The following is a 24748-nucleotide window of genomic DNA, read 5'->3' on the forward strand; positions in this document are numbered from 1 at the left end:
GAAACGATCTGTCAATTTTGCCCCTTCCCGGCGCATCTCTGGGTGGCCGTCCGTCGCCAAACGCTGCCGCGACGGGAAGGTTCCGATCGACGACCCGATCAGGCAGAGGCGAAAGGAACCGAGCCGACCTGTTCGGTGATCCATTCGCGAAAGGCGAGGCTGATCGGGTTTTCGAGTTTGCCTTCCGGAACCGCGAGATAATAACTGTTCTCCGTCTGCATCGGCCGGTCGAGAACGATGCGCAATGTTCCCGCCGCCAGCTCCTGCTCGATCAGATAGCGGGGCAGCAAGGCGAAACCGAGACCGGCGGTCGCCGCCTCGATCACCATCGAGAACTGATCGAAGCGATTGCCGCGATAGGCCCCCCGCCCGTCCATGCCGTTGGTCTCGAACCATTGCGCCCAGAGCTTCGGCCGCGTCGCCAGATGCAGGAGCGGCCCGCCGACGATATCCTCCAGCGTTGCGACCGGATTTTCGGCAAGCAGCGTCGGGCTTGCCGCCGGCACGATGATCTCGCTGCAGAGATAGCTGCAGGTGGCGTGCGCCCAGACAGGCTGACCATAGTGAATGGCGATGTCGAAATTCTGCTCGTCGAAATCGAACGGCGCCGATCGCGATGCGATGTTGACCACCGTATCGGGATGCTGGCGCAGGAAACCGGGAAGCCGCGGCACCAGCCAGCGGCTGCCGAAGGTCGGCAGCGAGGCGATCGACAGGGTCGAGTCTGCGCGGGCTGACGCCATCGCCCTGACCATCAACTCTTCCGTCTGGTTCAGCAGCCGGCGAACCTCGGGCAGGAACTTCTGCCCGGCCTCCGACAGAATGACGCGCTGGCGCACGCGCTCGAACAGCAGCACGCCGAGCTGGTTTTCCAGATCCTTGATCTGACGGCTGACGGCACTCTGGGTGAGATTGAGTTCGGCGGCCGCCTGCGTGAAGCTGCCGTGTCGCGCCGCGCATTCGAACGCCTGCAGCGTCGTGACGTCAGGAACCAGTCTGCGGCTTAACTTCATTCCAGCCTCGCATCAACATAGTCACAAGCAACGCGATCAATGCCCAGTTCCTTCAGATATGATCCGAAATGAGAATGACCTTGTCCTTCACCCATAGCGCGAGGCGAGCCCCAGTGAAAGAGAATAGTTTCGTATCCGCCGATGACATCCGTTCGGCCTTTTCCGCAGCCATGTCGGTCATGTACCGCGAGGAAGTGCCGGCCTACGGCACGCTGATGGAGCTGGTCGCCAAGGTCAACGACGATACGCTCAGTGCCGACCCGGCCCTCAAAGAGCGCCTCGACGCGACGGATTCGCTCGACCGCATCTCCGAGGAGCGTCATGGCGCAATCCGTCTCGGCACGCCCGCCGAACTGTCGATGATGCGCCGCGTCTATGCCGTCATGGGCATGTACCCGGTCGGCTACTACGATCTCTCGACCGCCGGCGTCCCCGTGCACTCGACGGCTTTCCGTCCGGTCGGCGACGCCGCTCTGAAGCGCAATCCCTTTCGCGTCTTCACCTCGCTTCTCCGCCTCGACCTGATCGCCGACGAGAGCCTGCGCACCGAATCGGCCGCCATTCTTGCCGAGCGCCGGATCTTTACCCCCCTTGCGATCGAACTCACCGAAAAGGCCGAGCGTGACGGCGGCCTCGACAAGACCGACGCCGAACGTTTTGTCCTGGAGGTGCTGGAAACCTTCCGCTGGCACGACAAGGCCAATGTCAGCGCCGACATGTACAAGCGCCTGCATGACGCGCACCGGCTGATCGCCGACGTCGTGTCGTTCAAGGGCCCGCATATCAACCACCTGACGCCGCGCACGCTCGATATCGACCAGGTTCAGAGGCTGATGCCGGAATACGGTATCGCGCCGAAGGCGGTCGTCGAGGGGCCGCCGACGCGCAAATGCCCGATCCTGCTTCGCCAGACCTCATTCAAGGCGCTGGAAGAAGCCGTCTCCTACCGTGATGGCGACGGCGAGTGGAAAGCCGGTTCGCACACTGCCCGCTTCGGCGAGATCGAGCAGCGCGGCATTGCGCTCACCCCCAAGGGCCGCGCGCTCTATGACGAACTCCTTGAAGCCTCGCGCAAGATCGTGCGCCCGGCGGCCGACGGCTCCAACGCCCGAGAATACGAGGCAGCGCTTGCCCAGGCCTTCGAAAGCTTCCCCGACACCTGGGCTGGCATTCGCGAAGCCGGACTTGGCTATTTCAGCTATTCGCTGACCGAGAAGGGCCTGAAGACCCGGATCTCCGACCGCCGCCCGCTCGACAGGCTGATCGCCGACTGCCTCGTGCAGTTCGACGCCATCGTCTACGAAGACTTCCTGCCGGTCAGCGCCGCGGGCATCTTCCAGTCCAATCTTGGCGACGGTGCGCAGCAGGACTTTGTCGCAAGCCCGAACCAGAAACGCTTCGAGATCGACCTCGGCGCTACCGTTCTCAACGAGTTCGATCATTATGCCGGCATCGAAGAGGCTTCGATCGAAAGCTGCATGCGGGCCTTGACCGCAGCCATCGCTGCGGAATGATGTCGTCCCGATGATCGAACAGGTACACATCGACGCGCTGACCTGCATCCTTGGCGACAAGGGTGTGGTCAAGCGCGCTGAAGACAGGCAAGCCTACGAGACCGGCGCACGCTACGATCACGGCCAGGCTTTGGTCGTTCTGCGGCCGGCAACGACAGCGGAAACTTCGGCAACGATCGCCTATTGCGTGCGCCACGGCATCGCCCTGATCCCGCAGTCGGGCAACACCGGCCTTGTCTCCGGCTCGACCCCCGACGCATCCGGCACCGAAGCGATCCTCAGCCTCGACCGCCTGGCCAAAGCCTTCGAACTCGATCTCGACAACCGCTCGGTGCGGGTCGATGCCGGGCTGCGGCTATCCGACCTCAACCGCCGGCTGGAAGAACACGGCCTCTTCTTCCCGATCGATCTCGGCGCCGATCCCCGGATCGGCGGCATGATCGCCACCAACACCGGCGGCTCGCGTTTCCTGAAATACGGCGACGTGCGCCGCAATGTGCTGGGCATGACCGTGGTCCTTGCCGATGACGACGGCACCGTGCTCGATCTTCAGTGCGATCTGCGCAAGAACAACACCGGCGTCGACTGGAAGCAGCTCTTTGTCGGCACGTCGGGCGCCTTCGGCGTCGTCACCGAATGCGTGCTCAACCTGGAGCGCCTGCCGCAACAGACGGCAACGGCGCTGCTGGTGCCGGCAAGCGGCGCCCATGTGATGCCGCTGCTGCGCGCCATGGAAGAACGGCTCGGCGCCTATCTCTCGGCCTTCGAGGGCATGTCCGGCAACGCCGTCACGGCGGCGTTCGCACACGTGCCGTCGCTGAAAAACCCGTTCCAGGGCGGGCATGTGCCCGATTACGTCATCCTGGCCGAAATCAGCCGCACCTGGGCCCCCCGCGAAGGCGAACAATCGCTCGACGCCGTACTCGAAACCGTGCTGGCCGAAGTATGGGAGATGGAGACGGCGCCACTTGCCGATGCCCTCGTCGGCCCGCCGCACGAAATCTGGGCGCTGCGCCACGCGCTTTCGGAAGGTGTGAAGCACCTGGGCAAGCTGATCGCCTTCGACGTTTCATTCCGCCGGGGTGACATCATGGCCTTCTGCGACCATATGAAAGCCGAAATGCCGGAAAAGTTTCCAGGCGTCACCGTCTGCGACTTCGGCCATATCGGCGACGGCGGCGTGCACTTCAATCTGGTGGTGGCGAAAGACAGCCCTCTTCTCGGCGATCCGACATTCGAGCCGCGTTTGCGCGAATGGGTTTTCGCCGTGGCCGTCGAGACGTATCACGGCAGCTTCAGCGCGGAACATGCGATCGGCCGCCGCAACCAGGCCTATTACGACCTTTATACGAACGACAAACTCAAGGACATGGCCGCAGGCCTGAAGACGCTCACATCGCCGGGGAAACTCGGCAGCGTGCGCTTCGGACCGGCCAGGGCGGAATGAGGAAAAGCGTGCGCGGTTTTCCGCCCACATTCCGCTCTAACCAATGATCTAAGACAGGAAAACGGGAGTTCAGACCATGAACATTGCAACGAAGACGATCGACGTGACCAAGGAAGCAGCAGCGCTGCTCGAAAAGATGGGCGTCGCCAAGGAACTCTACACCGGCGGCGACATGGCCTCGTTCAGCCCGGTCACCGGCGAGCAGATCGCCAGCCTGAAGACCGTTTCGGCAGCGGAAGCCGCCGCCAAGATCGACAAGGCCCATGAAGCGTTCAAGGCCTGGCGCCTGGTTCCGGCCCCCAAGCGCGGCGAACTGATCCGCCTGCTCGGCGAAGAACTGCGTACCTTCAAGGCTGACCTCGGCCGCCTGGTTTCGATCGAAGCCGGCAAGATCACCTCCGAAGGCCTCGGCGAAGTCCAGGAAATGATCGACATCTGCGATTTCGCCGTCGGTCTGTCCCGCCAGCTCTACGGCCTGACGATCGCCACCGAGCGCCCCGGCCACCGCATGATGGAAACCTGGCATCCGCTCGGCGTCGTCGGCGTCATCTCCGCCTTCAACTTCCCGGTCGCCGTCTGGTCGTGGAACACGGCGCTGGCGCTTGTCTGCGGCAACTCCGTCGTCTGGAAGCCGTCGGAAAAGACCCCGCTCACGGCCCTTGCATCGCAGGCGATCTTCGAGCGCGCCCTTGCCCGCTTCGGCGATGCGCCGGAAGGCCTGTCGCAGGTGCTGATCGGCGACCGCACCGTCGGTGAAGTGCTCGTTGACAACCCGAAGGTTCCGCTGGTTTCGGCAACCGGTTCGACCCGCATGGGTCGCGACGTCGGCCCGCGCCTTGCCAAGCGTTTCGCTCGCGCCATCCTCGAACTCGGCGGCAACAATGCCGGCATCGTCTGCCCGTCGGCCGATCTCGACATGGCGCTGCGCGCCATCGCCTTCGGTGCCATGGGCACCGCCGGCCAGCGTTGCACCACCATGCGCCGCCTCTTCGTGCATGAAAGCGTCTACGACCAGCTCGTTCCGCGCCTGAAGAAGGCTTACGGTTCGGTTTCCGTCGGCAACCCGCTCGAAACCACCGCCCTCGTCGGCCCGCTTGTCGACAAGGCTGCGTTTGACGGCATGCAGAAGGCGATCGGCGAAGCCAAGGCCCATGGCGGCACCGTCACCGGCGGGGAACGCGTCGAGCTCGGCTATGCCAACGGCTACTACGCCAAGCCCGCTCTGGTCGAGATGCCCAAGCAGGCCGGTCCGGTTCTCGAAGAAACCTTCGCGCCGATCCTCTACGTGATGAAGTATAGCGACTTCGACGCCGTCGTTGCCGACCACAATGCGGTCGCTGCCGGCCTCTCCTCGTCGATCTTCACCCGCGACATGCAGGAATCCGAACGGTTCCTCGCCGTCGACGGCTCGGACTGCGGCATCGCCAACGTCAACATCGGCACCTCTGGTGCTGAAATCGGCGGCGCCTTCGGTGGCGAAAAGGAAACCGGCGGCGGCCGCGAATCGGGCTCCGATTCCTGGAAGGCCTACATGCGCCGCGCCACCAACACGGTGAACTACTCGAAGGCTCTGCCGCTGGCGCAGGGCGTTTCGTTCGACATCGAATAACCGGCGACATCGAGTAGGATCGACCATGACCATCAACGCAACGGTCAAGGAGGCGGGCTTCAAGCCCGCCTCGCGGATCTCCTCGATCGGGGTATCCGAAATCCTGAAAATCGGCGCACGCGCCCAAGCCATGAAGCGCGAGGGCAAGCCGGTCATCATTCTGGGCGCCGGCGAGCCGGACTTCGATACGCCCGACTATGTCAAGGATGCCGCCTTTGCGGCGATAAAGCGTGGTGACACCAAATACACCGCCCTCGACGGCACGCCGGAACTGAAGAAGGCGATCCGCGAAAAGTTCCAGCGTGAGAACGGCCTTGCCTACGAGCAGGACGAGATCACGGTCGCCACCGGCGCCAAGCAGATTCTGTTCAACGCCATGATGGCGACGATCGATGCCGGCGACGAAGTCGTCATCCCGACGCCCTACTGGACCTCCTATTCGGATATCGTCCAGATCTGCGAAGGCAAGCCGGTGCTGATCCCCTGCGACGCGGCCTCGGGTTTTCGCCTGACCGCCGACAAGCTGGAAGCGGCGATCACGCCGAGGACGCGCTGGGTGCTGCTCAACTCGCCGTCGAACCCGTCGGGTGCCGCCTACAGCGCCGACGACTACCGGCCGCTGCTCGACGTGCTCTTGCGCCATCCGCATGTGTGGCTGCTGGTCGACGACATGTACGAGCATATCGTCTATGACGGCTTCCGCTTCGTCACGCCGGCCCAGTTGGAGCCGCGCCTGAAAGACCGCACCCTGACGGTCAACGGCGTCTCCAAGGCCTATGCCATGACCGGCTGGCGCATCGGTTATGCCGGCGGCCCGCGCGACCTGATCAAGGCGATGGCCGTCGTTCAGAGCCAGGCAACCTCCTGCCCTTCGTCCGTCAGCCAGGCCGCTTCGGTGGCAGCGCTGACCGGACCGCAGGAATTCCTGAAGGAGCGCACGGCCAGCTTCCAGCGCCGCCGCGATCTCGTCGTATCCGGCCTCAACGCCATCGACGGCCTCGACTGCCGTGTTCCGGAAGGGGCGTTCTACACCTTCTCCGGCTGCGCCGGCATGCTCGGAAAGGTCACACCTTCGGGCAAGACCATCGAGACGGACACGGACTTCTGCGCCTATCTGCTCGACGATGCCCACGTCGCCGTCGTTCCCGGCTCGGCCTTCGGCCTGTCGCCGTTCTTCCGCATCTCCTATGCGACGTCGGAAGCGGAACTGAAGGAAGCGCTGACGCGCATCGCCGACGCCTGCGCAAGGCTTCAGGGCTGACACATTTGCGGACCCGGGGGCGCGTTGCGCCCTCGGCGTCTGTTGTCGGCATTCTCAAGACGAAGACCAGGGTCGCGGGCACTTGTGGCCGGATCCTTGACTGCAATCCAGGATGGCATATACACGCGCCAGACAGCCACCGCTCGCCGGGAGTAAAGCGCGATGTCCGACATGCTTTCCGCCATCGTCAAGACACTCATCATCTGGTTGCTTGGCGGGTTCGCCGGCGCATTCCTTGCTGTGGTGGGCACCATTATCCTCAACGATGCCTTCAACATCATCGGCGGCTGCCAGGGCCTTGCATGCCTGCACCCGACCTATACGATCATCATGCCGCTGGGGGCGATCCTGGGGGCCATTCTCGGTATGGTGCTGGTCGCAAGGTTCGAGCGCGAATAGCCGCCTTCAATAGGCGATCTGTGCACTCCACCAGAACGACCGCATTTCGGCAGGATTGACCCCTCAAAATGTCGGCGGGGTGCACGCGCTGATCACCTCGCAGGGCACCGGCCCGACGCAGCGAAACCGGTGCGGCCGCCGGCTTTCGAAATAATAGGCATCGCCCGGTCCGAGGATCCGCCGCTCGTCGTCGACGGTGACCTCGATCCGCCCCGACAGCACGATGCCGCCCTCCTCACCGTCATGCACCAGCGGCACTTTTCCGGTGTCGGCGCCCGGCTGGTAACATTCCTTGAGGATCTGCAGGCTGCGGCCGAAGAGGTTTTCGCCGATCTGGCGATAGGAGATCGGGCCCTTGCCGATCTCGACCAGCTCCTCTGCGGCATAGAACGCCTTGCGCGGTCGCTCCGGCTCGAAGGAGAAGAACTCCGCTAGCCCGATCGGAATGCCGTCGAGGATGCGCTTCAGCGCCCCGACCGACGGATTGGAGGCGTTCGACTCGATCAGCGAGATCGTCGAATTGGTCACGCCCGCGCGCTTGGCCAGTTCCCGTTGCGAGAGATTGTGCATCAGCCTGAGGTGACGAAGCCGGTTTCCGATGTCGACGCTCATGGCTGACCATTCCAGTGTTCACGTTGTTCGGAATACCGCAACTCTCAAACCTTCATCCTATAAAATTCAATAGCTTGAACGACAGCAGAAAAGGACTTGTTTGGCAAATCAAATCATGGCGTCAATCGCCGACCTCAGGAGGATGCCATGAACCAGCACACCAAGCCCAACGCCCCGGTACTCGACAGCTACTGGATGCCCTTTACCGCCAATAGGCAGTTCAAGGCGGCACCGCGCCTGCTCGCCTCCGCCGAGGGCATGCACTACACCAGCACCGATGGCCGCACGATCCTTGACGGCACGGCCGGCCTCTGGTGCGTCAATGCCGGCCATGGTCGCCGGCAGATCGCTTCCGCCGTCGAGCGGCAGCTGACCACGATGGATTTTGCGCCCTCGTTCCAGATGGGCCATCCGATCGCCTTTGACTTTGCCGAACGTCTCGCCGAGATCGCGCCGGGCCCTGAAGGCCAGAAGCTCGATCGCGTGTTCTTCACCGGCTCAGGATCGGAATCGGTCGACACCGCGCTGAAGATGGCGATCGCCTATCAGCGCGCGATCGGCCAGGGCACCCGCACGCGCCTGATCGGCCGCGAACGCGGTTATCACGGCGTCGGCTTCGGCGGCATTTCCGTCGGCGGCATCCTCAACAACCGCCGCGTCTTCCCGCAGCTTCCCGGCTCCGACCATCTGCGCCACACCCACGACCCGGCGAAGAACGCCTTCGTCAAGGGCCAGCCGGAACACGGCGCCGAGCTTGCCGACGATCTCGAGCGGCTGGTGGCGCTGCACGGCGCCGAGACGATCGCCGCCTGCATCGTCGAGCCGGTTGCCGGATCGACCGGCGTGCTGATCCCGCCGAAGGGCTATCTCGAGCGGCTGCGCGCCATCTGCGACAAGCACGGCATCCTCCTGATTTTCGATGAGGTCATCACCGGCTTCGGTCGCCTCGGCGCGGCGTTTGCCACCGACTTCTTCGGCGTGACGCCTGATATGGTGACGGCTGCCAAGGGGCTGACCAACGGCGCGATCCCGATGGGCGCCGTCTTTGCCAGCCGCAAGGTGCACGACGCGCTGATGCACGGTCCGGAAAACGCGATCGAGCTCTTCCACGGCTACACCTATTCCGGTCACCCGGCCGCCTGCGCCGCCGGTATCGCCACGCTCGACATCTACCGCGACGAGGGGCTGATGACCCGCGCCGTGGACCTGCAGGACGCCTGGCACGACGCAATGCATTCGCTGAAGGGCCTGCCCTATGTCATCGACATCCGCACCATCGGCCTGATTGCCGGCATCGAGCTGCAATCGCGCGACGGTGCTGTCGGCGCCCGCGCCTACGACGTCTTCGTCGATTGCTTCGAAAAGGGCCTGCTGATCCGCGTCACCGGCGACATCATCGCTTTCTCGCCGCCGCTGATTGCCGACGAAAGCCACTTTGGCGAAATCGTCTCGATCCTCGGCGATGCGCTGAAGCGCGCCAAGTAAAACAAAACGACACCGCCGCCGAGATCTTCGGCGGCGGTGTCACATTTTCAGATCCAAGGCTGAATCCGGCTAAACTCTCGGCGGTAAATCTGCGCCTATCGGATCAGCATCGCCCTGAAGTCATTGACATTCGTTCCGGTCGGGCCGGGCACGAAGAGATCGCCGCTCGCAGAAAACGCCGACCAGGCGTCGTGGTGGGCGAGATGTGCGCGCGGATCGGCGCCCGCGGCCCGCATGCGGGCAACGCTTTTGCCATCGGCATAGGCGCCGGCATTGTCCTCGGATCCGTCGATGCCATCGGTGTCTGCCGCAAGGGCATCGACCCCGTCGAGCCCTTCGATGTCGAGCGCCAGTGACAGCAGCAATTCACTGTTGCGGCCGCCCTTGCCATAGTCCTTTCCCGAAATCGTCACCGTCGTTTCGCCGCCAGACAAAAGCACGACCGGCTTTTCGAAGGGACGATTGCGCAGCGCGACTTCACGCGCCAATGCAGCGTGCATACGACCGATATCGCGCGCCTCGCCCTCGATGGCGTCCGACAGAATGCGGGCTTCGATGCCCAGCGCCTTCGCCTTGTCTGCGGCGGCTTGCAGGGAGACGCTCGCCGAAGCGATCACGTGGCATTCGTGCCGACCGAAAACCGCATCGGACGGATCGGGCGCATGCGCTCGCTCGGATCGCAGATGAGCCATCACGCCGTCGGGAAGAGCCATGCCGTAGCGGCTGACGATCTCCAGCGCTTCCTTCACCGTCGAGCCATCGGGCACCGTCGGGCCTGAGGCGACGAAGGCGGGGTTATCACCGGGAACGTCAGAGACGACGAGGGTAACGACACGCGCCGGTCCGGCCGCGGCGGCAAGACGCCCTCCCTTGATGCGCGACACGTGCTTGCGCACGACGTTCATCGCCGAGATCGGCGCGCCGGAGGCAAGCAGCGCCCGGTTGACGGCGATCTCGTCGGCAAGGGTCAGGCCCTCAGGTGGCGCTGGCAGCAACGACGACCCGCCGCCTGAGATCAACGCGACCACCAGATCGTCTGAAGTCAGGCCTTCCACCCGCTTCAACAGCGCTTCTGATGCACGCAGGCCGGCCTCGTCCGGCACCGGATGGGCCGATTGCAGCACGCGAATGCGTGCGCAAGGTTCGATCGGGCCATGGCGGGCGACGACAATGCCCTCAAGCGGATGATCCCACAGTGTCTCGAAGGCCGCCGCCATCTGGCTTGCGGCCTTGCCAGCGCCCACGACGATGGTTCGCCCCTTCGGCTTTTCCGGCAGATGCGTCCGTATCGCCTCATAGGGATCGGCAGCACGAACGGCGGCCTCAAAAAGGGTGGTGAGGAAGGCACGCGCCTCGAGGTCCGCCATCGCCGCGTCAGCCCGGTATTTCGAGATCGTAGACGAAGATGCCATCGATGCCGCCCTTGGCGGCCGCAACGATCTTGGCGCCGGTCTTCTGGTGCTCCGGGTCGGCGAGATAGGCGTCACGGGCGGCCGCATCGGCAAAATCGACGATGAAGCCTTCGGAGTAGCCCTTGTCCATGCCGACTTCAGGGCTGACATTGCCGCCCTCATAGGTCGCCAGCAGCCCGGAAAGCCGGCTTTTCAGCGCAGCGATCTCGGAAAAGATCAAGGTTTTCTCGTCCGCCGAAATTTCGGGGCGGAAGCGAATGAAGACACAGTGACGGATCATGATTTTCCTCAGCGGATATCGGCGCGGGCGCGCGGCCTGCTATCGTTTCGTTCATGGGCGAAGATCGCCGGCGGCAGGGGCTGGCGTTCGCGGATGATGTCGGCGCCCTTTTCGCCCATCATGATCGTCGGCCCGTTGGTGTTGCAAGAGGGAACGCGTGGCATGACGGAACTGTCGCAGACGCGAAGACCTTCGAGGCCGCGCACTTTCAGGTCGAGCCCGACGACGGCCATGGCGTCGGTGCCCATCTTGCAGGTGCCGACGGGGTGATGGTCGGTCTTGGCATTGGCGCAGCCATAGTCGAAGAACTGCTCGTCGGAAACGACACTGTTGCCCGGCAAGCGTTCCGCGAGCACGAAGGGCTTGAGCGCCGCCTGCTGCATGATCTCGCGGGCGATCTTCAGCCCCTCGATCGACATCTTCCGGTCGTGCGGGTCTTCCCAGTAGTTGGGATCGATCAGCGGAGCGGCCGCCGGGTCGGCCGTCGAAAGCCTGACCGTGCCGCGCGAGCGCGGATGCAGATAGGCGGAGTTCAGCGTCACGCCGGCATTCTTCAGCTTCTCGACCCCGGCTTCGATGCCGGAGCCAAGGCCGAGGTGGAACTGGATATCTGGGGAACGCGCATCGGGATCCGCATACCAGAAACCGCCGGTCTCAAAGAGCGATGACGCGACCGGTCCGGAACGGAACAGCACATATTGCAGACCTGCCCATAGCGTACGATGCAGTTTCGCGACGCCGTCATAGGTATGGTCGCCGGTGCATTCGGAAATGACGAACAGATCGAGATGGTCCTGCAGGTTGCCGCCGACGCCGGGCAGGTCATGCTTGACGCCGACGCCGACGCCGACCGATTTCAGGTGATCCGCCGGCCCGATACCCGACTGCAGGAGCAGTTTCGGCGAGCCGATGGCGCCGGAGGTGACCAGCACCTCGCGCTCCGCCCGGATCGTCTCGCTCCCCTTGGCCGTCACGACCTCGACACCCACCGCTCGCGAGCCTTCGAGCACGATGCGGGCAACGCGCGCGCCGGTGCGCACGGTCAGGTTCCGGCGATCCTTGATCGGCGAGAGATAGGCAAGCGAGGCGCTCGACCGGCGCCGATTGCGCTGGGTGAGCTGGTAGAAACCGACGCCCGCCTGCTGGCGTCCGTTGAAATCGTGATTATAGGGAATGCCTAGCTCTTGGCCGGCGCGGATATAGGCGTCGCAGATCGGCAATGTCGCCACGGGCATCGAGACGCCGAGCGGCCCGCCATAGGCATGATAGTCGTCGGCAAAGCGCTGGTTGTCTTCGGCGCGCTTGAAATAGGGAAGCACGCTGCGATAGTCCCAGCCGGCGCAACCGTCTTCCGATGCCCAGAGGTCGTAGTCCGCCGCATTGCCGCGCGTGTAGAGCTGGGCATTGATCGAGGAGCCGCCGCCGATGACCTTGGCCTGGGTATAGCGCAGCACCCTGCCCTTCATGTGCTTCTGCGGCACGGTCTCCCAGCCCCAGCTGGCGACGCCCTTGGTCATCTTGGCAAAGCCGGCCGGCATGTGGAACAGCGGGTTCCAGTCGCCGCCGCCCGCCTCCAGCAACAGCACGCGCACGGACGGATCTTCCGTCAGGCGGTTGGCGAGAACGCAGCCTGCGGGGCCGGCGCCTGTGATGATGTAGTCGTATGTCATTGTCTGTCTTCCTCCACGGTCGGAATTTGGATCGTTCCAAATTTTCGACGTGACCAATTCCAAACTCGCTCGCTGCCCTGCATTGTTCCTAGAGCCGCCCGATCGAAAGGCCGCCATCCGCCTGGATGACCGAGCCGGTGGCAAAGCCGAATTTTCCACTCGCAAGCCCGGCCGCGATGTTGCCGATGTCCTCGGGCTCGCCCCAGCGCTTCATCGGCACCAGGCCGCCATCGATCAGCGCGTCGTATTTCGCCGAAACGCCGGCGGTCATGTCCGAGCGGATGATGCCCGGCCGGATCTCGAAGACGGCGATGCCGGTGTCGGCCAGGCGCAGCGCCAGCCCCTGGCTGAACGCAGCGAGGCCGGCCTTGCTCATGCAATAGTCGAGCCGCTCGGGCGAGCTCATGGCCGCCGAAACCGAGGTGATGTTGATGATCGACCGCGCCGCTGCACCGGGTCCGTCGGCCAGCATCGCGCGCAGCACGGCTTGCGTGAAGAACACCGTGCCGCGCAGATTGGTGGAAACGATCGTGTCGAAATTCTCCGGCTGGAGATCGAGGAAGTCGCCGCGCACCACCGAGGCTATACCGGCATTGTTGACGAGGCAGCAGATCGGCCCCAGGTCCTTGCGGATACGCTCGACGGTTTGCGTATGGGCACCGACTTCGGCGAGATTGGCTTCGAGATAGAGCGCACGGCCGCCCTCGGCCGAAAGCTCCGAAAGGGTCGCCTCGGTCGTCTGGTCCGCGGCACCGAGCCCGGTCAGCGCGATATCGAAGCCGTCCCGCGCCAGCGCGCGGGCAACACCAAGGCCGATGCCGCGCCGGCCGCCGGTCACGATCGCCACGGGACGCGCCGATGTCGTCATGCTGTCAACTCCTTGGCAACGATATGGTCGGCGACCCGCAGCGCCTGCGCCGCCACCGTCAGCGCCGGGTTGACGGCGGCTGAAGTTGGCAGGAAGCCGGCATCTATGACGAAGAGGTTTTGATGGTCGAACGCGCGGCAATAGACGTCGAGCGGCGCCTTTCCCGGTTCGGTGCCCATGCGAATGGTGCCGCATTGGTGCGACGGGGTGCGCTTGTCGAAGGCCTGCGACAGCACGATCGGATAGCCTGCCGCCTTGAAGTGCCCACGCATCTTGGCTTCGAGCCCGGACAGCGCTTCCATGTTCGAGCGCCGCCACTGCATGATGATGCCGCGGCCGTCGACCATGATCCGACTTTCCGGGTTCGGCAGATCCTCCGTCATCATGTACCAGTCGACCGCGTGACCGGCCATGAAGTCCAGCGCGAAACGCGGTGCCCACTTCGGCGCATTGGCTTTGAGAATGTCGCCGTTGATCTTGCCGAGCAGCTGGACGTTGCCGAGCGGCAGGCCGTCCCGGCCGCCGGTCAGGTAATAATCATTCAACATCAGCGTCTTCTGGTAGATGCTGTCGTTGCGCTTGAACGGATTGATCGCCAGCATGGCGCTGCAATTGTGGTTCATGAAATTGCGGCCGACCTGGTCGGAGCCGTTGGCAAGCCCCTTGCCGTCGCCCGACCGCAGCAGGATCGCGGCCGAGTTGATCGCGCCGGCCGACAGGATCACCAGCTTGGGCGACAGCCGCTTCTTCTCGCCCCGATGGGTGTAATGGATCGCCTCGATCCGGCCGCCCGGACCTGCCTCCAGCGTGTCGACATGCGCCGAGGTGATCAGCTCGATATTGGGATCGTTAAGAGCCGCGGCGAGCGATGCCGTCTCGGCGTCCTTCTTGCCCTTGCCTGTATTCGGAAACCCATCCCAGGGTGTGCGCCCGCCGGCAAGCCAGGTGTCGATGTCGACACCGAGTGGCAACGTCGCCGGGTTCAGCCCTTGCGCCTTCAACTCGGCGCGGGCGCGGGCAATGGCCGGTTCGTCCGGCACCGGACCATGCGGATAGGGCGAGGCATGGAATGGCTCCGTCGGGTCGTCGCCCAATTCACCGCGCACCTCGAACAGCCGCTCGGCCTTGCCGTACCACGGCTCCAGCTCGTCATAGGTAAAGGGCCAGGCTGGCGACACGCCGCCCAGGTGCTGCATCTCGGTGAAATCCTCGGCGCGGTACCGCAGCAGCACCGCGCCGAAGAGCTTGGAGTTTCCGCCGACGAAGTAGAAGTTTCCCGGATTGAACTCGGTGCCGTCGGCTTCGCGCCACATCTCCTTCGGCCGAAAATGGCCCTTGACGAAGATCGAGCTGTAGCTGCGCGCGTCCGGCGTATCGGGCAAGCGTTCGCCGCGCTCGAGGATGGCGATTCGCGCGCCGGAGCCGGCAAGCCCCGCCGCCACGGTGGAACCGCCAATGCCCGACCCGATGATGACGATATCCGGCTGCTGCATCGTTCGTTACGCGATCCGCTGCTGCGTCTGGGGATCGAAGAACACCGCCTTGTCGAGATTGAAGGCAAGCTGCGACGTCTGACCGGGCGCGATGCGCGCGTCGGCGCGAAGACGGGCGACGACTTCCTTGCCGCCCAGCCGCGTGACTGCGAACGTGTCCGAACCGGCAGGCTCGACCACCTCGATCAGGCATTCGCCCTCGACGATCGCCTTGGCATTGCGGTCGGCGCCATCAGGATCGGTGAGCGCTTCCGGGCGAATGCCGAAGACGACGTCCTTGCCGGCATAGGCCGACAGCGCCCCGTTGGCATGCGGCACGGCGAGCTTCATCGGCTCGGCGTTCGGGCGCGCCAGCGAGACGGCGACATCGGCGCCGTTCTTTTCGATGCGCGCCGTCAGCAGGTTCATGGCCGGCGAGCCCATGAAGTCGGCGACGAACATGTTGGCCGGGTTGTTGTAGATCTCGGCCGGCGTTCCGAACTGCTGCAGCACGCCGTCCTTCAGGACCGCGATCTTGGTCGCCAGCGTCATCGCCTCGATCTGGTCGTGCGTGACGTAGACGATCGTCGTCTTCATGCGATGGTGCAGCCGCTTGATCTCCGTGCGCATGTCGACACGCAGCTTGGCGTCGAGGTTCGACAGCGGTTCGTCGAACAGGAACACCTGCGGCTTGCGCACGAGCGCGCGGCCCATGGCGACGCGCTGGCGCTGGCCGCCGGACAGCTGGCTGGGTTTACGATCGAGCAGATGGCCGATCTGCAGCATGTCGGCGACCTGCTTGATCGCCCTTTCGCGTTCGTCCTTCGGAACGCCGCGGATTTCCATGCCGAAGGCGATGTTGCCCGCGACCGTCATGTTCGGATAGAGCGCGTAGGACTGGAACACCATGGCGATGTCGCGCTTGGACGGATGCAGATCGGCAACCGACCGCCCGTTGATGGCGATCTCGCCCGAGGTGATCGGCTCGAGGCCGGCGATGGTGTTGAGCAGCGTGGACTTGCCGCAACCGGAAGGGCCGACGAGCACGAGGAAACCGCCCTCGTCGATCTCCAGATTGATGTCCTTGAGGATCTCCAGCGAGCCGTAGGATTTGCGCAGGTTGCTGATTTTGAGGAACGACATGGCTTATCCTTTCACGGCGCCGGACATCAGCCCGCGCACGAAGTAGCGGCCGGACACGATGTAGACGATGAGCGTTGGCAGGGCGGCGAGGATCGCGCCTGCGAAGTGAACGTTGTATTCCTTGACCCCGGTCGACGACGAAACGAGATTGTTGAGCGCCACCGTCATCGGCGTCGACGACGCGCCGGAGAAGGACGCCCCGAACAGGAAGTCGTTCCAGATGTTGGTGAACTGCCAGATGACCGAGACGACAATGATCGGGCCGGATGACGGCAGCATGATCCGCCAGAAGATCTGGAAGAAGCTGGCGCCGTCGATCTGGGCCGCCCGCACCAGCTCCGTCGGGAAGGCTTCGTAATAGTTGCGGAAATAGAGCGTGGTGAAGCCGAGGCCGTAGATCACGTGGACGAAGATCAGGCCCCAGATCGAGCCGGCAAGGCCGATGATCCCCAGCACGCGCGCCATCGGGATCAGCACGATCTGGAACGGGATGAAGCACGACAGCAAGAGCATGCCGAAGAAGATGTTTGCACCGGGAAAGCGCCACTTCGTCAGAACGTAGCCGTTGAGCGCACCGATGATCGTCGAGATCGCGACGGCCGGCACCACCATCAGGATGGAGTTGATGAAGAACGGCTTCAGGCCCGTCGGCTGCACCCCGATCTGCGCCGTCGACCAGGCTTGAAGCCAGGGCTCGAACGTCAACGTCTGCGGCAGGTTGAGCATGCCGCCCTGGCGGATCTCGTCGAGCGGCTTCAGCGAGTTGGCCAGCATCACGTAGAGCGGCAGCAGCGAATAGAGCGCAAAGAGGATCAGGATCGTGTAGATCAGCGCCCGCATCAGGCGGTTGTGCGAGATGACGTTGTCTGGGCTGGGAGCGCTCATGTGCGTTTTCCTCCGCGGATTTCGGAGTAGAGATAGGGAACGATGATCGAGAAGATCATCACCAGCATGATGATGGCCGACGAGGCGCCGATGCCCATCTGGTTGCGGGTGAAGGTGTAGGAATACATGAAGGTCGCCGGCAGTTCGGTGGCCTGACCCGGCCCGCCGCCCGTCAGCGCGATGATCAGGTCGTAGGCCTTGATCGCGAGATGCGCGAGGACGACGAAGGCGGAGAGAAACACCGGTCGCATCAGCGGAATGATGATCCGCCGATAGATCGTCGCGGTTGGCGCGCCATCGATCTGGGCCGCCTTGATGATCTCGTTGTCGACGCCGCGCAGGCCGGCGAGGAACATCGCCATGATGAAGCCGGTCGATTGCCAGACGGCCGCAATCACCACGCAATAGATCGCGTAGTTGCGGTCCTTGATCCAGTTGAACGAAAAGCTTTCCCAGCCCCAGAGGTGCATGGTGTTTTCAAGCCCGATGCCGGGATCGAGAAACCACTTCCAGGCCGTGCCGGTAACGATGAACGACAACGCCATCGGATAGAGATAGATCGGCCGCAGGAAGCCCTCCGCCCGGATCTTCTGGTCGAGCAGGATCGCAAGCGCGAGCCCCAGCACCGAGCAGATGGCGATATAGAGAGAAGCGAAGATCGCCAGATTGCTCACCGCCCGCCACCAGTGCGGCAGGGCCCAGAGCTTCTGATAATTGCTGAAACCGACGAAATTGTAGGACGGCAGCATCTTGCTGTCCGTCATCGACAGGAAGCCGGTATAGGCGATGAAACCATAAACAAAGATCAGGACGATAACGAAGCTCGGGGCGAGGACCAGTTTCGGTATCAGGTCCTGCAGGCGACTGCGGTTATCCATGAACGTTCACCACTTCTGGCGCAGCGCCATCGGAGACCTTCCCCGATACGGCACCCACGCAGGTTTTTGGTATCAAAAGGCTTCCCTGCGTCCGCGGTGCAACGCGGCGCCTGAAAGACGCTTGCATGTCAGAATGGGTGTCCGGGACGCTTGGTTTCGCGTCCCGGACCGGGTCTTGCCCGTTACTTCGCGGCCGCGACTGCGGCGACGAGTTCCTTGACCGCCTCTTCGGAGGTCAGTTCACCATTGAACTCGCGCGTCACGACGTCGTAGATCGCGTTCTTGACGGCGGCAGGGTTGGCATGGCCATGGGCCATGGAACCGAACAGCGTGCCATTGGTGTTGGCTTCGGCGAGATCCTTGATGCCCTTCTTGCCGCAAGCGTCGAAGTCCGTATCCGGAACGTCCGTGCGGGCCGGAACCGAACCCTTGACGACGTTGAAGGCCGACTGGAACGTCGGGCTTTCGATCGCCGACGCCATGGCGAGCTGTGCCGGAACCTTGTCTTCAGCAACCTTGAACATCGCGAACTGGTCGGAGTTGAAGGTGACAGAGCCCTGCGTGCCCGGGTAGCGCATGCAGACGAAATCGGTGCCCGGCACCTTCTTCGCCTTCAGGAATTCGCCCTTGGCCCAGTCGCCCATGAACTGCAGGCCGGCCTTGTTCTCGATGACCATCGCGGAGGCCAGGTTCCAGTCGCGGCCCGAGAAGTTGTCGTCGACATAGGAGCGCAGCTTCGTCATGCGGTCGAAGGCTTCCTTCATCTTGTCGCCGCCGAGCGCTGCCGGGTCGAGGTCGATGAAGGCCTGCTTGTAGAAATCATTGCCGAGCGACAGCACGACGGCGTCGAAGATCGTCGCGTCCTGCCACGGCTGACCGCCATGGGCGATCGGCGTGATACCCTGGGCCTTGAAGTTGTCGAGCAGCGCAATGAGCTCTTCCCAGTTCGTCGGCTCCTTGCCGCCGGCCTTGTCGAGAGCCGCCTTGTTGATCCACACCCAGTTGGTCGAGTGCACGTTGACCGGAGCGGCGATCCAGTGGCCGTCATACTTCGAGAACTGCTGCAGGGCAGTCGGGATGACCTTGTCCCAGCCTTCCTTGGAGGCGGTTTCGTCCAGGTTGCCGAGCGCGCCTTCCTTGGCCCAGTCGAGAATGTCGAAGCCCAGCATCTGCACGGCGGTCGGAGCGTTGCCCGAGGTGACGCGGGCGCGAAGCACCGTCATGGCTTCCGTGCCGCCGCCGCCGGCGACCGGCATGTCGGTCCAGGAAATGCCCTTGCCTTCGAGGTCCTTCTTCAGAACGTCAAGCGCGGCCGCTTCGCCGCCGGATGTCCACCAGTGCAGCACTTCCACGTTTTCTGCCGCGCGCGCGGCGGTGGCCGCCATCATCAGCGCCACAACAGCCGTCGTCGTCATCAACTTGCGCATCGTTATCCTCCCGTTTGCAAGTTATCGAGGCGGAACCTCCTCCCACCTCGGATATCGCACCGCCTAAGGCGGCGGCTGGCCAATTTAAAACGTTATAAATTCAGCAAGTCAAGCATTCCGCACGCGTGCGCTTCTTCACCTCAAGAAGCAATTGAATTTGCTGAATTATATGCAACTTCCGACTTTTTGCATTGCAGCAAATCATATCGCAAAGCGAGATTTAAAACGTTTTCATGATTCGATTGCCTAAGCGTTCGTGCCACGTTACAAAACCCGCTCCTGACCGCCTCGAGGATGACTAGCATTGGCCGATCCCTCCAAGCCCGCCCGTTCCGAAGACAATGGCCAGCCCGGCCGACGCGGCAAGCCGACGCTGCGCACCATCGCCGAGATCACCGGACTTGCTGTCACCACCGTTTCGCGCGCCCTTGCCGAAGCGCCGCAGATCTCCGCCGACACCCGCAGGCGCGTTCGCGAGGTGGCGATCGAAATCGGCTACTCGCCCGACCGCGCCGCGCAGCGTCTGAAGACCGGGCGCACCAACGTCATTGCGGTGCTGCTCGATCCGCATGAGGAAATCCTCGGCTACGGCACCTCGATCATGAGCGGCATCTCCAAGGCGCTGCAGGGCACGTCCTACCACGTGATCGTCATGCCGAACTTCCTCAACACCACCAATGTCGAGGCGGTGAACTACATCACCCGCAACAGCATGGCGGACGGCGTCATCTTCTCGCGCACCGAACCACTCGATCCGCGCGTCATGCTGCTTTCCGAAATAGGCTTTCCGTTCGTCACCCACGGCCGCACCGAGCTTTCGACGCCGCACGCCTATGTCGACTACGACAACTTCACCTTCTCCTACCAGGCAACGCGTCGGCTGATCGCCAAGGGGCGTCGCAAGCCGGCCCTCATCAGCGGTCCGGCCGGCTTCACCTTCGCCGGCCACCTGCAGCACGGCTTCATGACCGCAGTGCGCGAGGCGGGCTGCGCTTACGAAATTCTCTCCGGCATCGACCTCGACAGCCCGGCCGGCGACATTCGCGACCGGGTGCGCCAGCGTTACAGCGAGCCCGATCCGCCCGACAGCTTCATGTGCGGCGGCGAGGTCTGCGCACTCGCCACCATCACCGGCATGAGCGACTGCGGCCTGACGTTCGGCCAGGAATACGACATCGTCGCCAAGCAGACGTCGCACCTGTTGGGCGCCATCCAGCCCCAGGTCGAGACGATCTACGAGGACCTGACGGCGACTGGCGAGGACATGGGTCGCGTGCTGCTGCAGCGCATTGGCGGCGAGACCGACGTCGACAAGGTGCAGATGCTGCTCTCTCCGCAAATCCCCTCCAACTGGTAGGGACCGAGACAGGCCGCGCGACAACAGCCCGACGGCGGCGGTCGATGACGCCCCGTCCCGTGTCGTTGTTGCGGCCCCTGCCCTCATCATCCGTCTCCTCCTGTCGCCCGTGTCAGCGCGGCATCCACCAGCCGGTGCGCGCGCCGATATGCATGTTGAGCGTCTTGGTTTCGGTATAGTCCTCGACCGCGTGGCGGCCGAGTTCGCGGCCAAGGCCGGACTGGCGATAGCCGCCGAACGGCAGCTCGGATGCGCCATCCATAAAGGTGTTCATCCAGACGGTGCCCGCACGAACCCGACGACCGATCGTCAGGCACGTGTCGAAGTCGCGACTCCAGACCCCGGCCGAAAGCCCGTAGTCGATCGAATTGGCGATGCGGATCGCCTCATCCGTGGTCTCGAAGGTCAGCACCGACAGTACCGGTCCGAAAACCTCCTCGCGGGCGACGGCCATATCGGGCCGTACCTGCGAGAGAATGGTCGGCGCCATGAATTGCCCCATGCCGAGATCGAGCGCCTTGCCGCCATGGGCGACGGCGGCGCCATCCCTGGACGCGGCGGAAACATAGCCGGCAATCTTTTCCAGGTGCTGCGGCGTGATGATCGCGCCGACCTGGGTGTCCGGGTCGAGCGGATCGCCGACCTTCACCTTGGCCGACAGCGCCGCGATGCGCTCCGTCACCTCGTCGGCAATATCGCGATGAAGGATCAGCCGCGAACCGGCATTGCAGCATTCGCCAGCGTTGAAGTAGGCACCGAACACCGCCGCGTCGATGAACTCGTCGAGATTGGCATCGGGAAAGACGATCTGCGGGTTCTTGCCGCCGAGTTCCAGCGAAACCTTCTTCAAGGTCTGGGCGGCGTTCGCCATCGTCAAGCGGCCGACGCCGGTGGAACCGGTAAACGAGATCATGTCGACATCGCCATGCGTCGTCATCGGCGCGCCGACCTCCGGACCCGTGCCGGTGACGATGTTGACGACGCCGGCCGGTACGCCGGCCGCTTCCAGAATTTCACCCAGCACCAGCGTCGAGGCGGAAGTCATCTCCGACGGCTTGACCACGGCGGTGCAGCCCGCGGCAAGCGCAAACGGCAATTTCTGGCTGACAATCAGGAAGGGGAAGTTCCACGGCGTAATGATCGAGATGACGCCGATTGCTTCACGCAGTACGACACCGAGCGTGCCATCTCCCAGCGTATTGTAGCTTTCGCCGTGAAGATCACGGGCAAGGGCGGCGGCATAACGCCAGATATCGGCAGCGCCGCCAAGCTCGCCCTTGGCCTGACTGATCGGCTTTCCCGATTCGATCGCGTCGAGGAAGGCAAGCTCGTCGGCGCGCGCGGCGATCATGTCTGCCGCCTTGAGCAGGACCAGCGATCGCTCGGACGCCGTCATGCGCGGCCAGGGGCCATCGTCGAAGGCGCGGCGGGCAGCGGCAATCGCCCGCTCGGCATCGACGCTGGATGCCGCCTGATAGCGGCTGACGACGACGCCGTGGCCGGGTGCGACGCGATCGATCGTGCGCCCGTCGGCGCTATCGACCCATTTGCCGTCGATCAGCATCTGGTACGTGCGCACCTTGTGATCGTCGAGTGCCTTGGGCCTCACCAGAACCGTCATTACCATTCTCCCTTGAACTGGGCTTCGCGCTTTTCCGTGAAAGCCGCGACGCCTTCCCTGAGATCGCCGGTCTTGGCGACGAGGATGGAGCCGAGCGCTTCGACCGCAGCCCCCTTGTCCTCACCGTTGGCGCAGGCGATCATCAGCTTTGAAATTTCGAGTGCGGCCGGGCCGCGCTTGGCAACGCGCGCCGCATAGTCCCGCGCCGCCTGCATCACCGTACCGGTGTCGACGACGGCATCGACCAGGCCTTCAGCCTTGGCCGCCGCGGCGGTAAACATCTCGCCGCCGAGCACCATGCGCCGGACAATCTGGGCGCCAAAGCGGGTGACGAGCCGCTGCGTGCCCGACCAGCCGGGAACCATGCCAAGGCTCGTTTCCGGCAGGCCGATCCTGATCTGGCTTTCGGCGATGCGGATGTCGGCGGCCGCGGCCAGCTCCAGACCGCCACCGAGCGCATGGCCGTTGAGGGCCGCGATCACGGGCATTCTGAGCGTTGCCAGCCGTTCGAAGACGCGATGCCCGAAGCGCACCCAGTCATGGCCGAAGGCGGCCGCGTCCATGGCGCCCCACGCCTTGATGTCGCCGCCGGCCGAAAACGCCTTGCCCTCGCCGGTCAGGATCAACACGCGGATATCGCGGTTTGCTTCGACCGTGTCGCAGGCATCGGCCAGCGCCTTCAGCATGTCGATGTCGAAGGCATTGAGCTTCTCGGGACGGGCAACCGTCATGGTCGCGATGGCGCCGTCGACGGCGATCCGGATACGGTCCTCAGACACGGGCGCCTCCAGCAAGGGTGCGGGCGGGCTTTGCCGGCAATGTCAGGCCGATCGGCGCCTCATGGAACAGGGCCGCATCCATGGTCTTCAACCGATCGGACACGATGAGCGGAAATTCGGACTGGTCGAGGATATGTGCCTTGAGGTCGACGCCGGGCGCGATCTCGGTCAGCATCACGCCTTCGGTCGTCAGCTTCATCACGCAGCGCTCGGTGACATAGGTAATGTCCTGGCCCTGCTCGATGCCACGACGGCCTGAGAACGTGACGTGCTCGACCTCGTTGACCAGCTTCTTCAGCTTGCCTTCCTTCTCGATCACCAATTTTCCGTCCGCGACGGCCAGCTTGGCGCCGGCATTGAACATGCCGGAAAACACGATCTTCTTTGCCCGCGCCGTGATGTCGACGAAGCCGCCGGCACCGGCCGTCACATGCGGCCGGAAGGAGAGCTTCGAGACATTGACCGAACCGTTGCGGTCGATTTCGAGGAAGGACAGCAGCGAGGCATCGAAGCCCGCGCCCTGGAAATAGGTGAACTGATAGGGCGACGGCATGAAGGCGTCGGCGTTCGAGGCACAGCCGAAGGCAAAATCGAGCAGCGGCACGCCGCCGACGGCGCCCTGCTCGATCACCCAGGTGACGGCACCATGCAGGCCCTCTTCCAGCAGGATGCGCGGTACATTGGCCGAAATGCCGAAGCCGAGATTGACGGCGCTGCCGCTCTGCAGCTCCTGCGCCACCCGGCGGGCAATCACCTTCTGGATGTTGAACTCCGGCACGCGGAAACTGTCGAGCGGGCGGAAGATCTCGCCGGAGATCGCCGGATCATAGAGCGTCTGCGTCGTCTGCTTCTGGTCGGGGTCGACGACGACATAATCGACAAGCACGCCGGGAACCCGCACGTCATGCGGCTTCAGTGAGCCTTCCTTGGTGATGCGCTTGACCTGGGCAATGACGATGCCGCCATTGTTGCGGGCGGCCAGCGCCTGGTCGAGGCCGCCGAGATAGGCGCCCTCGTGCTCATAGGTGAGATTGCCGCGCTCGTCGGCCGTGGTCGCACGGATGATGGCCACCTGAGGCGCGATCGCCTTGAAATAGAGCCAGTCCTCGCCCTCGAAGGACACCTTCTTGACCACCGGTTCGGCTGCTGCCGAAGCGTTCATGGCGCAGCCTTCGCGCGACGGATCGACGAAGGTGTCGAGCCCGACCTTGGTTATCACGCCGGGGCGCTTGGCCGCCGCCTCGCGGTGCATGTCGAAGAGGATGCCGGAGGGTACGTTATACGCGGCCACCTCGTCGGCGCCGATCATCTGCCAGATCAAGGGCGGTTCGGCGCTCGACGGACCGGATGGGTAGGATCCACCGATAATCTTCTTCAGTAGGCCTTTTCTTGCGATGTAATCGACACCCTTGATGCCGCTCATGTCGCCGGCAGCGATCGGGTGCAGCGTCGTCAGGTCGCGCGGATGGCCGGTCGCCTCGAAGCGCTCACCGATGGCCTTCAGCATCAGGTCCGGGCAGCCAAGGCCGCTTGAAGACGAGACCGAAACGACGGCGCCATCCGGGATCAGCGCGGCGGCTTCAGTGGGCGAGATATGCTTGTTCATCGACATCAGC

At 63.8% G+C, this 24748-nt stretch carries 21 protein-coding genes; 7 read left to right on the plus strand and 14 right to left on the minus strand.

Going from position 1 to position 24748, the window contains the following annotated elements:
- Positions 1-98: 98 nt before the first annotated feature.
- Positions 99-1013, minus strand: a complete 915-nt coding sequence (locus RTP54_RS20380; protein ID WP_312365451.1) for a LysR family transcriptional regulator — start codon at positions 1011-1013, stop codon at positions 99-101.
- A 113-nt stretch (positions 1014-1126) separates the two neighbouring features.
- Between RTP54_RS20380 and RTP54_RS20385 the strand changes: the two genes are divergently transcribed.
- The 5 genes from RTP54_RS20385 to RTP54_RS20405 all read left to right on the plus strand — a co-directional run bounded on the left by RTP54_RS20385 (position 1127) and on the right by RTP54_RS20405 (position 7243).
- A complete protein-coding gene (locus RTP54_RS20385; protein WP_312365453.1) occupies positions 1127-2527 on the plus strand; it encodes a VOC family protein in 1401 nt (466 codons plus the stop codon).
- Between the two features lie 10 nt (positions 2528-2537).
- Positions 2538-3974 (plus strand): FAD-binding oxidoreductase, encoded by a 1437-nt coding sequence (locus RTP54_RS20390; RefSeq protein WP_312365455.1) that lies wholly within the window; start codon positions 2538-2540, stop codon positions 3972-3974.
- Positions 3975-4050: 76 nt separating this feature from the next.
- Positions 4051-5583, plus strand: a complete 1533-nt coding sequence (locus RTP54_RS20395; protein ID WP_112806682.1) for an aldehyde dehydrogenase family protein — start codon at positions 4051-4053, stop codon at positions 5581-5583.
- A 25-nt stretch (positions 5584-5608) separates the two neighbouring features.
- Positions 5609-6844 (plus strand): pyridoxal phosphate-dependent aminotransferase, encoded by a 1236-nt coding sequence (locus RTP54_RS20400; protein ID WP_312365459.1) that lies wholly within the window; start codon positions 5609-5611, stop codon positions 6842-6844.
- A gap of 162 nt (positions 6845-7006) precedes the next feature.
- Positions 7007-7243: a hypothetical protein gene (locus RTP54_RS20405; RefSeq protein ID WP_312365461.1), complete on the plus strand. Its 237-nt coding sequence runs from the start codon at positions 7007-7009 to the stop codon at positions 7241-7243.
- A gap of 63 nt (positions 7244-7306) precedes the next feature.
- On the opposite strand, the gene RTP54_RS20410 is transcribed toward RTP54_RS20405, so the two are convergent.
- Positions 7307-7855 carry a cupin domain-containing protein gene (locus RTP54_RS20410; protein ID WP_065794728.1) on the minus strand — a complete coding sequence of 183 codons (549 nt, stop codon included), beginning with the start codon at positions 7853-7855 and terminating at the stop codon, positions 7307-7309.
- Between the two features lie 147 nt (positions 7856-8002).
- Here RTP54_RS20410 and RTP54_RS20415 point away from each other — a divergent pair, with 147 nt between their 5' ends.
- Positions 8003-9340: an aspartate aminotransferase family protein gene (locus RTP54_RS20415; protein ID WP_312365465.1), complete on the plus strand. Its 1338-nt coding sequence runs from the start codon at positions 8003-8005 to the stop codon at positions 9338-9340.
- 95 nt (positions 9341-9435) lie between these two features.
- Here the strand turns inward: RTP54_RS20415 and RTP54_RS20420 are convergent, their stop codons facing one another.
- From RTP54_RS20420 to RTP54_RS20460, 9 genes are all read right to left on the minus strand, one after another.
- Positions 9436-10707: a glycerate kinase gene (locus tag RTP54_RS20420; RefSeq protein ID WP_312365518.1), complete on the minus strand. Its 1272-nt coding sequence runs from the start codon at positions 10705-10707 to the stop codon at positions 9436-9438.
- A gap of 7 nt (positions 10708-10714) precedes the next feature.
- On the minus strand, positions 10715-11032 hold the full coding sequence (locus RTP54_RS20425; RefSeq protein ID WP_312365467.1) for a Dabb family protein: 318 nt from the start codon (positions 11030-11032) through the stop codon (positions 10715-10717).
- 8 nt (positions 11033-11040) lie between these two features.
- Entirely contained in the window at positions 11041-12702 is a 1662-nt protein-coding gene (locus RTP54_RS20430; protein WP_312365469.1) for a GMC family oxidoreductase N-terminal domain-containing protein, read from the minus strand.
- Between the two features lie 88 nt (positions 12703-12790).
- A complete protein-coding gene (locus RTP54_RS20435) occupies positions 12791-13570 on the minus strand; it encodes a 3-ketoacyl-ACP reductase (protein ID WP_312365471.1) in 780 nt (259 codons plus the stop codon).
- Complete coding sequence (locus RTP54_RS20440; protein ID WP_312365473.1) at positions 13567-15063, minus strand: GMC family oxidoreductase; 1497 nt, start codon at positions 15061-15063, stop codon at positions 13567-13569. Before RTP54_RS20440 ends, RTP54_RS20435 begins: the two co-directional genes overlap by 4 nt.
- Before the next feature lie 6 nt (positions 15064-15069).
- A complete protein-coding gene (locus RTP54_RS20445; RefSeq protein ID WP_312365475.1) occupies positions 15070-16185 on the minus strand; it encodes a sn-glycerol-3-phosphate ABC transporter ATP-binding protein UgpC in 1116 nt (371 codons plus the stop codon).
- A gap of 3 nt (positions 16186-16188) precedes the next feature.
- Complete coding sequence (locus RTP54_RS20450; RefSeq protein ID WP_112806702.1) at positions 16189-17070, minus strand: carbohydrate ABC transporter permease; 882 nt, start codon at positions 17068-17070, stop codon at positions 16189-16191.
- Complete coding sequence (locus RTP54_RS20455) at positions 17067-17948, minus strand: carbohydrate ABC transporter permease (RefSeq protein WP_112806704.1); 882 nt, start codon at positions 17946-17948, stop codon at positions 17067-17069. Before RTP54_RS20455 ends, RTP54_RS20450 begins: the two co-directional genes overlap by 4 nt.
- Positions 17949-18130: 182 nt before the next feature.
- Complete coding sequence (locus tag RTP54_RS20460) at positions 18131-19363, minus strand: ABC transporter substrate-binding protein (RefSeq protein ID WP_409517175.1); 1233 nt, start codon at positions 19361-19363, stop codon at positions 18131-18133.
- A gap of 316 nt (positions 19364-19679) precedes the next feature.
- Here RTP54_RS20460 and RTP54_RS20465 point away from each other — a divergent pair, with 316 nt between their 5' ends.
- Positions 19680-20732: a LacI family transcriptional regulator gene (locus RTP54_RS20465; RefSeq protein ID WP_312365479.1), complete on the plus strand. Its 1053-nt coding sequence runs from the start codon at positions 19680-19682 to the stop codon at positions 20730-20732.
- Positions 20733-20844: 112 nt separating this feature from the next.
- On the opposite strand, the gene RTP54_RS20470 is transcribed toward RTP54_RS20465, so the two are convergent.
- Genes RTP54_RS20470 through RTP54_RS20480 form a run of 3 tightly spaced genes read right to left on the minus strand, consistent with a single transcriptional unit; the run spans position 20845 to position 24744 of the window.
- The gene (locus RTP54_RS20470; RefSeq protein WP_312365481.1) at positions 20845-22353 is read right to left on the minus strand and encodes an aldehyde dehydrogenase family protein; all 1509 of its coding nucleotides are present in this window, start codon (positions 22351-22353) and stop codon (positions 20845-20847) included.
- Positions 22353-23132: an enoyl-CoA hydratase/isomerase family protein gene (locus RTP54_RS20475; protein ID WP_312365483.1), complete on the minus strand. Its 780-nt coding sequence runs from the start codon at positions 23130-23132 to the stop codon at positions 22353-22355. The genes RTP54_RS20470 and RTP54_RS20475 overlap by 1 nt, the downstream gene beginning before the upstream one ends.
- Positions 23125-24744 (minus strand): acyl CoA:acetate/3-ketoacid CoA transferase, encoded by a 1620-nt coding sequence (locus RTP54_RS20480; protein WP_312365485.1) that lies wholly within the window; start codon positions 24742-24744, stop codon positions 23125-23127. Before RTP54_RS20480 ends, RTP54_RS20475 begins: the two co-directional genes overlap by 8 nt.
- Positions 24745-24748 lie beyond the last annotated feature (4 nt).

The organism is Ensifer sp. (genome assembly GCF_031989085.1).
GTDB lineage: Bacteria > Pseudomonadota > Alphaproteobacteria > Rhizobiales > Rhizobiaceae > Ensifer.

What these genes read in the sequence shown, in the direction of transcription:
- RTP54_RS20420 (WP_312365518.1), bottom strand. Translation starts at nt 10,707, where the DNA reads ATGGCGGACCTCGAGGCGCGTGCCTTCCTCACCACCCTTTTTGAGGCC.
- RTP54_RS20425 (WP_312365467.1), bottom strand. Translation starts at nt 11,032, where the DNA reads ATGATCCGTCACTGTGTCTTCATTCGCTTCCGCCCCGAAATTTCGGCG.
- RTP54_RS20400 (WP_312365459.1), top strand. Translation starts at nt 5,609, where the DNA reads ATGACCATCAACGCAACGGTCAAGGAGGCGGGCTTCAAGCCCGCCTCG.
- RTP54_RS20380 (WP_312365451.1), bottom strand. Translation starts at nt 1,013, where the DNA reads ATGAAGTTAAGCCGCAGACTGGTTCCTGACGTCACGACGCTGCAGGCG.
- RTP54_RS20395 (WP_112806682.1), top strand. Translation starts at nt 4,051, where the DNA reads ATGAACATTGCAACGAAGACGATCGACGTGACCAAGGAAGCAGCAGCG.
- RTP54_RS20410 (WP_065794728.1), bottom strand. Translation starts at nt 7,855, where the DNA reads ATGAGCGTCGACATCGGAAACCGGCTTCGTCACCTCAGGCTGATGCAC.
- RTP54_RS20480 (WP_312365485.1), bottom strand. Translation starts at nt 24,744, where the DNA reads ATGTCGATGAACAAGCATATCTCGCCCACTGAAGCCGCCGCGCTGATC.
- RTP54_RS20440 (WP_312365473.1), bottom strand. Translation starts at nt 15,063, where the DNA reads ATGCAGCAGCCGGATATCGTCATCATCGGGTCGGGCATTGGCGGTTCC.
- RTP54_RS20450 (WP_112806702.1), bottom strand. Translation starts at nt 17,070, where the DNA reads ATGAGCGCTCCCAGCCCAGACAACGTCATCTCGCACAACCGCCTGATG.
- RTP54_RS20390 (WP_312365455.1), top strand. Translation starts at nt 2,538, where the DNA reads ATGATCGAACAGGTACACATCGACGCGCTGACCTGCATCCTTGGCGAC.
- RTP54_RS20445 (WP_312365475.1), bottom strand. Translation starts at nt 16,185, where the DNA reads ATGTCGTTCCTCAAAATCAGCAACCTGCGCAAATCCTACGGCTCGCTG.
- RTP54_RS20415 (WP_312365465.1), top strand. Translation starts at nt 8,003, where the DNA reads ATGAACCAGCACACCAAGCCCAACGCCCCGGTACTCGACAGCTACTGG.
- RTP54_RS20470 (WP_312365481.1), bottom strand. Translation starts at nt 22,353, where the DNA reads ATGACGGTTCTGGTGAGGCCCAAGGCACTCGACGATCACAAGGTGCGC.
- RTP54_RS20455 (WP_112806704.1), bottom strand. Translation starts at nt 17,948, where the DNA reads ATGGATAACCGCAGTCGCCTGCAGGACCTGATACCGAAACTGGTCCTC.
- RTP54_RS20435 (WP_312365471.1), bottom strand. Translation starts at nt 13,570, where the DNA reads ATGACGACATCGGCGCGTCCCGTGGCGATCGTGACCGGCGGCCGGCGC.
- RTP54_RS20405 (WP_312365461.1), top strand. Translation starts at nt 7,007, where the DNA reads ATGTCCGACATGCTTTCCGCCATCGTCAAGACACTCATCATCTGGTTG.
- RTP54_RS20430 (WP_312365469.1), bottom strand. Translation starts at nt 12,702, where the DNA reads ATGACATACGACTACATCATCACAGGCGCCGGCCCCGCAGGCTGCGTT.
- RTP54_RS20460 (WP_409517175.1), bottom strand. Translation starts at nt 19,363, where the DNA reads ATGACGACGACGGCTGTTGTGGCGCTGATGATGGCGGCCACCGCCGCG.